General features: G+C 37.7%; 13 protein-coding genes. 11 read left to right on the top strand and 2 right to left on the bottom strand.

The genetic code is table 11. The features are described 5' to 3' along the window. Positions 1 to 27 precede the first annotated feature (27 nt). The 10 genes from FFS26_RS02870 (at position 28) to nhaA (ending at position 12,412) form a co-directional block, all read left to right on the top strand. Positions 28 to 255, top strand: a complete 228-nt coding sequence (locus FFS26_RS02870) for a DUF6814 family protein (RefSeq protein ID WP_062670707.1) — start codon at positions 28 to 30, stop codon at positions 253 to 255. A 62-nt stretch (positions 256 to 317) separates the two neighbouring features. Then, complete coding sequence (locus FFS26_RS02865; RefSeq protein WP_062670711.1) at positions 318 to 512, top strand: hypothetical protein; 195 nt, start codon at positions 318 to 320, stop codon at positions 510 to 512. Then, on the top strand, positions 505 to 3,207 hold the full coding sequence (locus tag FFS26_RS02860) for an ATP-binding protein (RefSeq protein ID WP_410493495.1): 2,703 nt from the start codon (positions 505 to 507) through the stop codon (positions 3,205 to 3,207). The genes FFS26_RS02865 and FFS26_RS02860 overlap by 8 nt, the downstream gene beginning before the upstream one ends. A 9-nt stretch (positions 3,208 to 3,216) precedes the next feature. After that, positions 3,217 to 3,576, top strand: a complete 360-nt coding sequence (locus FFS26_RS02855; protein WP_110011117.1) for a response regulator transcription factor — start codon at positions 3,217 to 3,219, stop codon at positions 3,574 to 3,576. 68 nt (positions 3,577 to 3,644) lie between these two features. Next, positions 3,645 to 5,531: an AMP-binding protein gene (locus tag FFS26_RS02850; protein WP_110011143.1), complete on the top strand. Its 1,887-nt coding sequence runs from the start codon at positions 3,645 to 3,647 to the stop codon at positions 5,529 to 5,531. 62 nt (positions 5,532 to 5,593) lie between these two features. Continuing rightward, positions 5,594 to 7,501 (top strand): acetate--CoA ligase, encoded by a 1,908-nt coding sequence (acs, locus tag FFS26_RS02845; RefSeq protein ID WP_062670720.1) that lies wholly within the window; start codon positions 5,594 to 5,596, stop codon positions 7,499 to 7,501. 196 nt (positions 7,502 to 7,697) lie between these two features. Continuing rightward, positions 7,698 to 7,976 carry a hypothetical protein gene (locus tag FFS26_RS02840; protein WP_137904225.1) on the top strand — a complete coding sequence of 93 codons (279 nt, stop codon included), beginning with the start codon at positions 7,698 to 7,700 and terminating at the stop codon, positions 7,974 to 7,976. A gap of 568 nt (positions 7,977 to 8,544) precedes the next feature. Continuing rightward, positions 8,545 to 8,910, top strand: a complete 366-nt coding sequence (locus tag FFS26_RS02835) for a hypothetical protein (protein ID WP_110011120.1) — start codon at positions 8,545 to 8,547, stop codon at positions 8,908 to 8,910. Positions 8,911 to 9,020: 110 nt separating this feature from the next. After that, positions 9,021 to 11,231 carry a RelA/SpoT family protein gene (locus tag FFS26_RS02830; protein ID WP_137904224.1) on the top strand — a complete coding sequence of 737 codons (2,211 nt, stop codon included), beginning with the start codon at positions 9,021 to 9,023 and terminating at the stop codon, positions 11,229 to 11,231. Positions 11,232 to 11,233: 2 nt separating this feature from the next. Further along, complete coding sequence (gene nhaA, locus FFS26_RS02825) at positions 11,234 to 12,412, top strand: Na+/H+ antiporter NhaA (RefSeq protein ID WP_110011122.1); 1,179 nt, start codon at positions 11,234 to 11,236, stop codon at positions 12,410 to 12,412. On the opposite strand, the gene FFS26_RS02820 is transcribed toward nhaA, so the two are convergent. Beyond that, entirely contained in the window at positions 12,409 to 13,422 is a 1,014-nt protein-coding gene (locus FFS26_RS02820; RefSeq protein WP_110011123.1) for a YihY/virulence factor BrkB family protein, read from the bottom strand. The genes nhaA and FFS26_RS02820 overlap by 4 nt on opposite strands. Positions 13,423 to 13,704: 282 nt before the next feature. Here FFS26_RS02820 and FFS26_RS02815 point away from each other — a divergent pair, with 282 nt between their 5' ends. Then, positions 13,705 to 14,178 carry a 23S rRNA (pseudouridine(1915)-N(3))-methyltransferase RlmH gene (locus FFS26_RS02815; protein WP_110011124.1) on the top strand — a complete coding sequence of 158 codons (474 nt, stop codon included), beginning with the start codon at positions 13,705 to 13,707 and terminating at the stop codon, positions 14,176 to 14,178. A 158-nt stretch (positions 14,179 to 14,336) separates the two neighbouring features. Here the strand turns inward: FFS26_RS02815 and FFS26_RS02810 are convergent, their stop codons facing one another. Further along, positions 14,337 to 14,789: a tRNA (cytidine(34)-2'-O)-methyltransferase gene (locus FFS26_RS02810; protein WP_137904223.1), complete on the bottom strand. Its 453-nt coding sequence runs from the start codon at positions 14,787 to 14,789 to the stop codon at positions 14,337 to 14,339. Between the last annotated feature and the right edge of the window lie 20 nt (positions 14,790 to 14,809).

Genomic DNA, 14,809 nt, shown 5'->3' with positions numbered 1-14,809 from the left:
ATTTTTATTAATTTTAAAACTACTAAAATGAACGGACTAAAAAAAATATTAGGCATTCTCTGGATCGCAATAGCAGTAATTGTGGGTTACTTCGGAATTACCGTACTGGGAATCCCGAAAATAACTTCCGGAAAACAGGAAGATCTGGTTTTTGGCATCATCATTCTTTTTGTACTGATGCCGATTATCTCGGGCGGAATGGCAGTTTTTGGTTATTACGCCTTAAAAGGAGAATATTCTGACGATAAAATTTAAAAGCAATATGGATAATTGATGAATGTAGTCATTCATCAATTATCTTTTATCAAAAATCATTTATGAAAAAAAGACACGAACAAAAACTTATCATACTGAGCGTAGGGCTTATGATTGCTTTCAGCATTCCTATTTCACTGCTTTTCAATAGTGACAGGGAAGTTTTGGGCTATCCTATGATCCTTATTTACCTGTTCGTAGTCTGGATGATTTCCATTGTGATTTCTTTTGTAATTGTAAAAAGACATGATGAGTAGTTTCGCATTATTTTTTGTCGTTCTGTTTTATCTGGCCCTCCTTTTCTTAGTTGCCTACCTGGCAGAGAAGAAAAGAAGCAAGCTTTGGATCAATAATCCATACATCTATGCTTTATCCCTTGCTGTATATTGTACCGCCTGGACGTATTATGGAAGTATCGGAGTGGCAGCGACAAGCGGATTAAACTATTTACCAATCTACATTGGACCTATTATGATTATTCCGGCATGGATCTATATCAACACCCGGATTGTAAGAATTTCAAGAGTCAACAAGATAAGCAGTTTAGCTGATTTCATTTCATTGAGATACGGGAACAGCAGAAGCCTGAGTGCCATTATCACGATAGTCTGCCTTCTTGCGATAGTTCCTTATATCGGACTTCAGATTAAAGCTATTTCTGAAACCTTTCATTTGGTAACAGAAACACCGATGTCAAAAGATATCCTGACTGATAATGCAACTTTCGTGGTAATTTTAATCGCTTTATTTTCTTCTTATTATGGAACACGATATGTGGATGCTTCAGAAAAACGGCTTGGAATTATCTCCGCCATTGCTCTGGAAAGTTTTTTAAAGCTGTTTTTCATTATCATTCTCGGATTTTTTGTTATTTATTATGTTTTTGATGGTTTCTCAGATATTTATGAGAAAGCCAGTAAATTTGAAGATTTTAAAGAAAAAAACACCTTTAACGGAATTGAAGGTGCCCTGAACTGGATGGTTCTCTGCATGATTTCTGCAACAGCGATCTGCATTCTCCCAAGACAGTTCCACACTGCCATTGTTGAAAACAGGCAGGAAAAACACATCAGAACAGCTATTTGGTTTTTTCCGCTTTACCTTCTAATCTTCACTGTATTTATTTTCCCGATTGCCTGGGGAGGAAGATTAATTTTTGACGAACAGAAAGTAAATCCCGAGTTCTACTCTATCCTGATTCCACAGCATTTCGACAATACTTTGATCACAGTATTCGTCTTTCTTGGAGGATTGAGCTCATGTATTTCCATGATCATTATCTCTGCCATTACTTTATCCATCATGCTTTCCAACAACCTCATCATTCCATACGGATTGCTGGGAAAATTAAAATCTGAAAGCGAGGAGCAAAATACAAGAATCATCACCAATATCAGGAAGTTCAGTATTTTCGCATTGATTATTATGGCTTTTGCCTTCTATAAATATTTCATTCTGAAGACCTCACTTGATTCGGTAGGATTGATCTCATTTGTCGTAATTGCACAACTGGCACCTGCATTTTTCGGAGCTTTATTCTGGAGAAGAGGAAGCTATAAAGGTGCTGTTACAGGACTTTTAGCCGGATTGGTAATCTGCTATTTCGGGCTGATTATTCCCCAGTATTATTTTTCGTACAATCAGGAATTTAAAGGGGTCTTGAGGGATATGTATAATTCTTTCGGATTTTTTACCATTCCTTATTTAGGAAGAATTCCACAGATCTTTTTCTGGTCGATGCTGGTCAATACAAGCCTGTTTACCATTGTTTCCGTAAGTTCAAAAGGAAATTACCGCGAAAGAAACTTTGCTGAGCTTTACGTAGACATTGATAAGTACATTCAGAATCATGAGAATGCTTTCATTTGGCGCGGAACAGCCTACATATCTGATATTCAGAATATTCTGGAGCGTTTCTTAGGTAAGAATAAAACGGAACAGGCCTTAAGGATTTTTAATTTAAAATATAACATCGACTCCAATACTGAGACTGCCGATTCAAGGTTTATCAAATTCTCAGAAAACCTTTTGGCCGGAAGAATCGGTACAGCTTCCGCAAAAATATTAATTGAAGGAGTAACCAAAGAAGATAAAATATCTTTAAAAGAAGTTTTAAATATTCTCGAAGAATCACAGGAAAATATCAGCTTAAATAAAAAGCTTACCGAACAGTCTGCAGAACTTCAGAAACTGTCTAATGATCTGAGGACTGCCAATGAAAGTCTGATTATTAAAGACCGCCAAAAAGACGATTTTCTGGATTCTGTCGCTCACGAGCTAAGAACTCCGATTACAGCCATCCGTTCAGCCGGAGAAATTTTAGCGGATGACGATGATATTCCTTTTGACATCAAACAGGAGTTTTTAAACAACATCATCACAGAATCCGACAGATTAAGCGAAATCATCAATGATATTCTTTATCTGGATAAATTGCAGCATGGTGAAATCTCTCTGCATATTCAGGAAAACAATATTGTTGACACGTATAAAAAAGCATTGAATCCGCTTCTTCACCTGATACAGCAGAAAAATATTCATTTGAGTGAAGTTAATCTCCTGAATCATTCTATATTTGAATATGATGAAGCAAGAATGATTCAGCTGTTTCAGAATATCTGGGGAAACGCCTTAAAATTTACGGAAGAACACGGCACCATTCAGACCAAATTGTTTGAAAAAGATCAGCAGCTGATCATTACCATTTTCAATACGGGAAAGCATATCCCGGAAGAGGATCTGGAAATGATTTTTGATAAATTTTATCAATCGAAAAACCAAAACATATTAAAGCCTACCGGAAGCGGACTGGGACTGGCCATTTCCAAAAAAATTGTAGAGGCACACGGAGGAAGTATAAAAGCAGAAAACAGCGGACTGGGCGTAACTTTCACCATCAACATTCCCAAAAAAACTAAAAAAGAGATTACAGATGAAGTTGAACACCATTAAAACCTTCTTATGAGAAAGATAATCATTGCGGATGACGAACACAAAATATTGATGTCGTTGGAATACAGCTTTAAGAAAAACGGATATGATGTTTATATTGCCCGTGACGGAATGGAAGTCCTTGACTTTCTGAAAACCATGGTTCCGGATGTGATTCTTCTCGATATCATGATGCCCAATCTGGACGGCTACAGCACGCTCGATCTCATTAAGCAGGACGAAAAACTAAAGGATACTAAAGTCATCTTTCTGAGTGCCAAAAACAATCCAAGAGATATTGAAAAAGGATTGGAAATGGGAGCTGATGCTTACGTTACCAAACCCTACTCGATTAAGAAACTAATGCAGCAGATTGAGGAGATGTTTTAAGAGATCGCTTCGCCTTCGGCCGCAATGACATGCAGACACTAAACACAACTATTGACCTTGATATTGATATGAATACAGATACCTTATTTAAACAAAGCATAGAAAACAAAGAAGATTTCTGGAAAAAACAAGCAGAAGAAATCAAATGGTTTGAATTTCCGCAGCAGATTCTTTCCAATGGTGAGAACGATTACCCACAGTGGTTTTCTGACGGAAAGCTCAATATGTGTTACTTATGCATTGACAGACACATTGAAGACGGTTTTGGTGATCAGGTTGCGATCGTTTATGATTCTCCTGTAACCCATCAGAAGAAAACCTACACATTTCATCAGGCAAAAGAGGAAATAGCAAAACTGGCAGGAGGATTGGTTTCTTTAGGACTAAAAAAAGGAGACACAGCCGTTATTTATATGCCTATGATTCCTCAGACACTTTTTGCCATGCTGGCATGCGCAAGAATCGGGGTGATTCACAATGTGGTTTTCGGAGGCTTTGCTCCTCATGAGCTTGTTGTCAGAATTGATGACTGCAAACCGAAAGTTTTAATCACAGCCACAGCCGGTGTGGAAATTGCAAAGAGAATCCCCTATCTGCCGCTGGTAGAAAAAGCGATCGAGCTGGCTCAGGACAAAGTAGACAATATCGTTGTATACAACAGAAAATTAGTAGATAATCAGGATGAGATGTTTGAAGGTCTTATTGATTATGAAGAACTGGTAGAAAAATCAGCTCCTGCGGACTGCGTTTCTGTAGAATCTACTCATCCGCTTTACCTGCTTTACACCTCAGGAACTACCGGAAAACCTAAAGGGATCGTTCGTGATACAGGAGGTTATGCCACGGCATTACAATTCTCAATGACTTATGTCTATGGTGTAGAACCGGGAGAAACGTATTGGGCTGCTTCAGACTTCGGATGGGCGGTTGGCCATAGCTTTTCCGTATACGGACCCTTAATCAACAGGAACACGACCATTATTTTTGAAGGGAAACCCATCATGACTCCTGATGCAGGAACTTTCTGGAGAATTATCTCAGAATATAAAGTTTCGGTGATGTTTACAGCCCCTACTGCTATCAGAGCTATTAAAAAAGAAGATCCGAACGGAGAGCTGGTAAAAAGATACGATTTAACCCATTTTAAAAAACAGTTTCTCGCTGGTGAAAGATGCGATGTTGCCACTTTGGACTGGTTTGCAGAACATATCGGTGTTCCTGCAATAGACCATTGGTGGCAGACAGAATCCGGCTGGCCAATGCTGGGGTTGTTGACTCATGATGAAAATTATCAGATCAAAAGGGCCTCTGCAGGAAAGCCTGTTCCGGGATATGACATTAAAATATTTGATGAAAACGGTTACGAACTCAATCCTCACCGTGAAGGTTATCTGGTGATCAAACTGCCCCTCCCACCTGGCGCCATGCTTGGAATATGGAAAGACTACGCCCGTTTTGAAAGCAGTTATCTGTCTCAGTATAAAGGGTATTATTTTTCGGGAGACGGTGCTATTCAGGATGAAGACGGTTATATTTTCATTACAGGAAGAGTGGATGATGTGATCAATGTAGCAGGACACAGGCTTTCGACCTCCGAAATGGAAGAAATTGTTTCCTCACATCCTGATGTTGCCGAATGCGCTGTTGTAGGCATTGATGATGATTTAAAAGGACAGGTTCCTTTTGCTACGGTGGTTTTGAAAAACGGCTCGGCGATTTCTGAAGAAGATATTGAAAAAGACATCGTTCAGATGGTTCGCAACAAAATCGGAGCAGTTGCTTTTTTAAAAAATGTAATGGTTGTCAAACGTTTACCCAAGACGAGATCCGGAAAAATTTTAAGAAAGCTGATCCGGACACTGCTGGACGGTAAAGATTTTCAGATTCCATCTACCATTGATGATGAAAAAATCATTGAAGAAATCCAGGAAAAAATTCAGGTTTATAGAGCTTAAACGGGAAATTAAACATAAATTTAAAAATATAATAAATTCAAATTTCAAAAAACGAAAGGGATATGAGAAATTACTTAATAGAAGATTTACCACAATATTTTGAAGACTATAAGAAGTCTATCAAAAATCCTAAAAAATTCTGGGATAAAGTTGCAGATCAAAACTTCGTGTGGTATCAGAGATGGAGCAAGGTTGTTAAGTACGACATGAATGAAGCGAAGATCACCTGGTTTAAAAATGCGAAACTCAATATTACCAAAAACTGTCTCGACAGACATCTTACCATAAGAGGGGAAAAAACAGCAATCATCTGGGAACCCAATGATCCTAAGGAAGAAGCACAGCATATTTCTTACAACGAATTATACACCCGGGTGAATAAAACGGCCAATGTTTTGCGCGATATGGGTATTGAAAAAGGAGACAGGGTCTGCATTTATCTTCCTATGATTCCTGAGCTGGCTGTTACGATGCTTGCCTGTGCAAAACTGGGAGCTGTACATTCTGTTATTTTTGCAGGATTCTCAGCTTCAGCAGTGGCTTCAAGGGTCAACGACTGTGAAGCCAAAATGGTTATCACATCGGACGGAAGCTACAGAGGCAATAAGGTTCTGGATCTGAAAAGCATTGTAGACGATGCGCTGGAAAAAACGCCGACCGTGGAGAAAGTTCTTGTTGTAAAAAGAACTCACAACGAAATTAAAATGAAAGAAGGAAGAGATTACTGGATGGCCGATCTGTATGAAAAAGCTTCTCCTGATTTCGTTACTGTCATTATGGATTCTGAAGATCCTCTTTTTATTTTATATACTTCCGGATCTACAGGAAAACCAAAAGGAATGCTGCACACCTGCGCCGGGTATATGGTGTACACCGCATATACTTTTAAAAATGTATTCAATTATAAAGAAAATGATATTTATTGGTGTACGGCAGATATCGGGTGGATCACCGGACACTCCTATATTCTTTACGGGCCGCTGCTGAATGGTGCTACTACAGTGATTTTTGAAGGCGTTCCTACTTACCCGGAACCGGACCGTTTCTGGGAAGTGATTGAAAAACACAAGATCACTCAGTTTTATACGGCACCTACTGCGATCCGTTCTTTAGCAAAAGAAAGTACGGAATGGGTAGACAAACATGATCTGAGCTCCCTGAAAGTCATTGGCTCAGTAGGTGAACCTATCAATGATGAAGCATGGCACTGGTTCAATGACCATGTCGGGAAGAAAAAATGTCCGATTGTAGACACATGGTGGCAAACGGAAACAGGAGGAATCATGATTTCACCGCTTCCTTTTGTAACGCCTACAAAACCTACTTACGCTACCCTTCCTTTACCAGGTGTACAACCTGTTCTGATGGATGATAAGCGCAATGAAATCACAGGAAATCAAGTGACAGGAAATCTTTGTATCCGTTTTCCATGGCCCGGAATCGCAAGAACCATCTGGGGTGACCATCAGAGATATAAAGAAACTTATTTTACAGCTTTCCCTGGAAAATATTTTACAGGAGACGGAGCTTTGAGGGATGAAGTGGGCTATTACAGAATTACCGGGCGTGTAGATGATGTAATTATCGTTTCAGGGCATAATCTTGGGACAGCTCCTATTGAAGACAGCATCAACCAGCATCCGGCTGTTGCAGAATCCGCCATTGTAGGTTACCCTCATGACATCAAAGGAAATGCGCTGTATGGCTATGTAATGCTTAAAGAAACCGGAGAAGGACGTGATAAGGAAAATCTTAAAAAGGAGATCAATCAGTTAATTTCGGATCAGATCGGACCCATTGCGAAACTGGATAAGATACAGTTCGTTTCCGGGCTTCCGAAAACCCGTTCCGGAAAGATCATGCGTAGAATCCTGAGAAAAATTGCAGAAGGTGACTTCAGTAACTTCGGAGACATCAGTACACTTTTAAATCCTGAAATTGTAGAGGAAATCAAAAACGAAAGAATTTAATTAATCATTATTTAACCAATAGTGGGCCCTGGAATTTATTTCGGGGCTTTTTTCAAGTGACTTTAATTACAAGTTTTTATAACTTTAATTTGTAATTTGCAACTATTTAATACTAACAATAGTGAATAAGAAAATACCAATTCTATTAGGCTTTGTATCTGTGATACTACTTTACTTATATTATGGGGGAAATTACATGGATAATAGAGGAAAAAAAAATTTCAATCAATTTGATAAAATGTCTATAAATGATACTATTCTGGATTTGAATGAATTTTCAAGAGGCGTAAAACTGCATTTTAAGAATAATGAAGTTATCTTTTACCCTTTAACAAGTACACTTAATGAAAATAATATTTTCTTTTTAACTGCTAAAAAAGGAGATAAAGTTCTAAAAAAAACTTTTCAAGATACACTAACATTAGAACAAAAAGATGGAAACATTTTAAAGTATACATTTATGAAATTTAAGTAACCCTGTTAACGAACGAATCCTTTCGTTTGGAACTTATACTACCAAGTCAATATCGATTTGATATACGGATTCAGAATAATAAAGAGCTGCTGTTAAAAATATTAGATCATTAAAAAAGAAAATTTTTATAAATTCAATCTGATGTTTTGATCTATGGCTTTAAACCACCCGAGAATATATCCTTATGGTGCCTATGAAAAAGATAAGCAGATTTGGCTGCATTGGTATGAGAAAAATAAATGTAATAATATACAATTTAAACAAGACTGAACCTGTTGCACAAAGTCTCCCAACTTTGCGCAGATAATAAAAAGACCCCGCAAGTTGTGAAGTTTTTTGTTTATGGTCTTCTGTCTTCAAATGCAAAATAAAGCGAAAGAGGCATCAAGGTTTTAAAAACACACACATTATCCAATTTTTAAAATTAAACACCCGTTCAATAATTATTCTTAAACATTACCCCTACCTATTGAAAACCAAATATTAATTAACAAATTTTATTGGCTTAAATTCAATGATAATCAGAAAATTATTAGTAACTTTAATGGGAACTTAAAACCAATTAACTATGTCACATATATTAGCTGGAGTATTTGGTCATCACAGCGACTACAAAAAACTGGAAAGTGATCTGGAAAATTCAGGATTTGAAAACTCAGATTATATTGTATACCTTACTGATGGTTCCGGTAATTCTCAATTTCTGGCAAGTGTTACCGTAAATGACCTTAATCAGATTGATCTTGCACGTAATGCATTTATTCAGAATGCAGCATTGAAATCCTATTTATTTGAAAATATGAAGATCAATGAAACCAATTATGATACCATCAAAAAATATATTGATGCAAGAAACAGAGCAGAAATCCACAGCAGCCCTGATATTAAAATCAAAACGTCAAGTGACGGTATGAATTCTGAAGTGAAATTCTAATCGATATAAAATCTAATAGCCGGAGATCCGTAGTGTTATACTGCGGATCTTTTATGTTTGAAAAAAGTAAAAAATTTCGTATTTTCGTCTAATTATAGGCATGTGCACAAATGAGCTACGATTTAGAACAAGAGAATAAAGAGATCCTTGCCAGATATAAGGACCTGATCTCTAATACATACAGAACATTGGATGAGGAAAATAACAAGCTCATCCGAAAGGCATTCGATATCGCGCTGGATGCCCACAAGGATCAAAGGAGAAAATCCGGAGAACCTTACATCTACCACCCTATTGCCGTTGCTAAAATTGTAGCAACAGAGATTGGTCTGGGTGCTACTTCTATTGCATGTGCACTTCTGCACGATGTGATTGAAGATTCTGATTATACTTACGAAGACCTGAAAAAAATATTCGGAGAAAAGATTGCCAATATCGTGAATGGACTGACGAAAATCTCCATCATGAACCACCAGAATATCTCTGTGCAGTCTGAAAACTACAGAAAACTCTTACTGACTTTATCTGAGGATTTCAGAGTGATTCTAATTAAAATTGCAGACCGTCTCCATAATATGAGGACTCTGGAAAGCATGGCTCCGGATAAGCAGAAAAAAATTGCTTCGGAAACAGTGTATATCTATGCTCCGATGGCTCACCGTCTTGGATTGTATAATATCAAATCCGAGCTTGAAGATCTATCTTTAAAGTATAATAATCCGGAAGTCTATAACGAGATCACGGAGAAATTGGAACTGGCCAAGGAAAGCCGTGAAAGGTATATTGAAGAATTTAAGAAGGAAGTATCCGAAAGACTTCATGAAGAAGGCTTAAATTTTAAAATCAAAGGCCGCGCGAAAGCTATTTCTTCCATTTACAGGAAAATGCTGAAACAGGGAGTTTCCTTTGAAGAGGTTTTTGACAACTACGCCATCAGAATTATTTATAAATCGGATGCGAAAAATGAAAAATTCCTGGCCTGGAAAATTTACTCTATCGTTACGGATGTATACCACAGTAACCCTTCCAGAATGCGTGACTGGATTACCCAGCCCCGTTCTACAGGATATGAAAGTTTACATTTAACGGTTTTAGGTCCTGATAAAAAGTGGATTGAAGTACAGATCCGTTCCGAAAGAATGGATGAAATTGCTGAGAAAGGAGTTGCTGCACACTATAAATACAAAGAAGGTTACAAACAGAGTTCTGATGACAGAAATTTTGAAAAATGGGTAACTGAGATCCGTGAAGTACTGGAACAGCAGCAGAATCTTTCCACCTCGGAACTTCTGGATAATATTAAGCTTAACTTATATTCCAAAGAAGTATTTGTCTTTACGCCAAAAGGAGAAATTAAAATCCTTCCGACTAATGCTACCGCTCTGGATTTTGCTTTCTCTGTTCACTCCGATCTGGGAATGAAATGCTTAGGTGCCAAGATTAATGGAAAACTGGTTCCTATTTCCTACATCCTTCAAAACGGAGATCAGGTAGACATCCTGTCTTCTCAGAACCAGAAACCTAAATCAGACTGGCTGGAATTTGTTGTGACGTCTAAGGCCAAATCCAAGATTAAAAGTTATCTGAACTCTCAGAAAAACCAGCTGGTAGAAGAAGGAAAAGAAATTCTGCAGAGAAAACTTCGTCACGCGAAAATCAATTTTAATGATGATGAAATTAATAAACTTCAGAAGTTCTTTAATTTAAAATCTTCCCAGGAGCTCTTCCTTAAATTCCAAAGTAATGAACTGGATGTAAGCAGCCTGAGAAAATATATAGAAAGTAAAAACGTATTCAACAACTTACTTTCAAGATTCAGAAAATCACCCAATAAAAATCTGCATTTTGACGATCCGAAAGAGGAAAACCTTGATATGATTGTGTTTGGGAAGGACGAAGAGAAACTTAACTACACGTATGCAAAATGCTGCACAGTGATTCCGGGAGACAAAATCTTCGGATTCATTACAATTTCAGACGGGATTAAGGTACACAGTGACAACTGTCCGAATGCCATCAATCTGAGGGCACAGTACGATTACCGTGTTATTCCTGCCAAGTGGGTGAATGCGGAAAGCTTCAAAAACAGAGTAAAAATTGAAATTGAAGGGCTTGACAGAATGGGGATGATTAATGATATCACGACTGTCATCAGCGGAAGTATGGGGATGGATATGAAAAGTATGTCTATTGAATCCAACAATGGTGTTTTCACAGGAAATATCAACCTCGAAGTCAAAAATAAAGGTCAGTTGGAAGAGACCTTTAAAAAACTTAAAAATATTAATGGTGTTTCAAGAGTGAGACGGGTACAATCGTAAACATGAATTTATCTCTTTATTTTAAAAAATTTTTCAACAACAGTCAGTCCTCAGGAATTATTCTTATTTTCTGTGTACTTATTTCATTGCTTATTGCCAATTCGTCTGCTGCAGAGAACTTTCAGCATTTTTTAGACAAAGTGGTGGGAACGCATCTTTTTGGATTGGAATATCCTGTCAGCATCTGGATCAATGATGGTCTGATGGCAGTTTTCTTCCTTCTGGTTGGCCTTGAAATAAAACGGGAATTGGTAGAAGGTGAGCTTTCTTCTTTTAAAAATGCCTCCCTTCCTATTTTTGCAGCTGTAGGCGGAATGCTTATTCCCGCCGTTATCTACAGTATTTTCAATACAGGAACGGAATACAGCAATGGCTGGGGAATTCCTATGGCAACTGATATTGCATTTTCCCTGGCAATCATTTCGATGTTAGGTAAAAAAATCCCTAATTCTATCAAGATATTTTTGGCAGCATTAGCTATTGTAGATGACCTGGGAGCGATTCTCGTGATTGCGATTTTCTATACAGAGCAAATTCACTGGAGCTATCTCCTGCTATCCTTTGGGGTAACAGCTTTACTTTTTATTTTAAACTTTTTAAAAGTAACCAAAACAATATTTTATATCATTCCGGGACTGTTTTTATGGTATTTCCTTCATCATTCCGGAATTCATGCGACGATAGCAGGTGTTTTACTGGCATTTTCCATTCCTACCAATGCTTCGAATGTAGAAATCTCACCTTTGGAAAAACTGGAGCATCAGCTTCATATTCCGGTAAGTTTTCTAATTATGCCAATATTTGCTTTAACGAATACGAATATCACTTTTTCCAGTGAAATGGTGGCAGGAGTTACAAGTACTTTAGGACTGGGAATTATCTGTGGATTGGTTCTAGGTAAACTGATCGGGATCAATTTGTTTTCATTGATTGCTATTAAATTAAAACTCAGTTCCCTGCCTCAAAACAGTAACTGGCTTCAGATGATTGGTGTAGGATTGTTAGCCGGAATCGGGTTTACCATGTCTATTTTTATTGCATTGCTTTCTTTCAAAGGAGAAATTCCTATCCAGGACGAAGCGAAGTTTGCGATTCTTATTGCATCCTTTATTGCTGCTATTGCCGGATTTACCATACTGAGCATAAGCTCAAAAGAAAACCCTGAACTGGAAGAGAATTAATCTTTCTTCCGGTTCTCCAATTTTCTTTTGTGTTCCTCATCACTATCAAAGTCAGGTTCAGTAACCTGAGCATGATATTCTGAGGCTTCTTTCTTTATCTCATCAGACAGCAGCTTTTCTATTCTGAGTTTTCGGATCGCCATATTCAGCTCATTTCCGAATAACAGGAGATATACATTGACATTTACCCAAACCATCAGTAGAATCATACTGCCAATGGATCCGTAAAGAACATTATACCGGGCGATATCCTTTACATAAATGGCAAAAATATACGTTGTAACCACAAACAATACTGTAGTCAGAATAGCTCCCGGAACCGCTTGTCGGAATCTTGTAATCTTCACAGTGCCCAGCCAGTAAAATAAGGTCAGAAGTATAAAATAAAAAAGCGGAAAAGAAACAAATCCGATAATTTTAGAAAGGTTATCTACCAGCCAGGTTACATCATAAGCCGGCGTAAAAAGTTTCATCACGACCTCGGCATAATACACCCCGAACAGCGTTAAAAAAACGATGGTAATAAAGCCTATCGTAATAAAAAATGACAGGATAAACTCTTTTACGTCACTTAATTTTTCATCTGTATTTTCATTAAATCCATTGATCAGGGAAAATGTACCGTTCGTTGCAAAAACAAGAGCCAGAAGAATGGTCAGGTTACTGATTCCTTTCATATTTGGTATGATATTGCTTACAATGTATCCTTTCACGTCTCCTTCCATGTTGGATGGAAAAACATTATGCATCAGCACATCAAAAATATAGAACTGAAGTTCATCATACAGCGGCATATGAGGCAGTACAGAAAGCAAAAACAGAATAAACGGAAACAGACTTATGGTAAAACTCCACGAAATAGCCGCCGCTTTTCTCCCTATTTTGCCTTTAAAAATCCCGGAGATATAAATCTGAAACATCTGCCAAAGTGATATTCCCAAAACAGGAATATGGATGCTGTCAAAAAAATCTTGAATCTTTAAAATAAATTTAGGAACCTTTACACTCATCGATCTGTTTGTCTTTATACAAAGGTAGGGGAATTAAATTAAATGGGAAAAGATAGGTGGCAGATATTAGGTAGCAGGCATTAGGGATTAGGGATTTGAGAGTGGGAGAATTTGAGAGTTTAACGTTGAGAGTCAAAGGTTCATGATAACCCGCAACTAATATAACCTACAACTCGAATCCCGAAACCCGAAACAAATAACCTTGAATCCCGAAACTGCAACCCCAAAACCGGCAACAAATTAACCGGGAAACCCTATCTTTGCCCTCTGAAACTTCTTACAATGCGAATCAGCTTACTTTGTATCGGAAAAACAGATGATAAGGAAATTACCTCTTTAATCAATTATTATCTCAACCGTTTACCCAAACACTGGAATTTTGAAATTACAGAAATTCCGGATGTGAAAAATGCCAAAAACCTATCCCCAGACCTTCTTAAAAAGGAAGAAGCCAAATTATTCTTAAACCATATTGACAAAAACGATCTGGTGGTGATTCTTGATGAAAAAGGAAAACAGTTTACCAGCCGCGAGTTTTCACAGAAAATTGACACCTGGATGAATTCTTCTGTCAAGAAAGTACATATTCTGATCGGAGGCGCTTATGGCTTCGCCGAAGAAATCTACAGCAGAGCCAATGAAAAAATGTCTTTATCCAAAATGACTTTTACCCACCAGATGATCCGCCTGTTTATTGTAGAACAGCTTTATCGCGCTGATCAGATTTTGCAGGGCAAACCTTATCATAACGATTAAAACAAAAGGTATTATCTCAAAAGTCAAATAATTGTTTTTTGTCATTGACTACGTCGAATCTTCGATTTCTGACCAAGGAAGAATCTCATTGACAAACTGAAGCATGAGATTCTTCATTACATTTCATTCAGAATGACATTCCTGAAACAATCTCTTTTTTATTTCAGACTGATCTGCCTCTTGGCTTCACCCACCACAAAAGCAACGGAATTGGCAATATTAAAGCTCCTGATGAGTTTAGACATAGGAATGGTCAGATGATTTTCAAAACGGTCCAGAACCTCTTTACTCAATCCTACACTCTCCTTTCCGAAAACCAGCCAGTCTCCGTCCTGAAAATCAGTTTCAAGATATGACTTTTCGGCATGGGAGCTCATTAAAAAAACCCGTGACCTGTCAGGGATTGTACCGATCCATTCATCCACATCTGCATATTCAGAAACATCCAGATGCACCCAATAGTCTAATCCGGAACGCTTCAGGTTTTTATCATTAATGACAAATCCAAACGGATGAACAAGGTGTAATCTGCTTTCGGTTCCTACACACAATCTTCCGATATTTCCTGTATTATTGGGTATTTCGGGCTCTACAAGAACAATATTCAACATCTCTTTCTATCTCTTTATTT

The sequence above is a fragment of the Chryseobacterium sp. 2VB genome (assembly GCF_005503635.1).
Taxonomy (GTDB): Bacteria; Bacteroidota; Bacteroidia; order Flavobacteriales; family Weeksellaceae; genus Chryseobacterium; species Chryseobacterium cupriresistens.
Note: the sequence above shows the minus strand (reverse complement) of the source record. Positions and strands in the feature narration are given on the sequence as shown.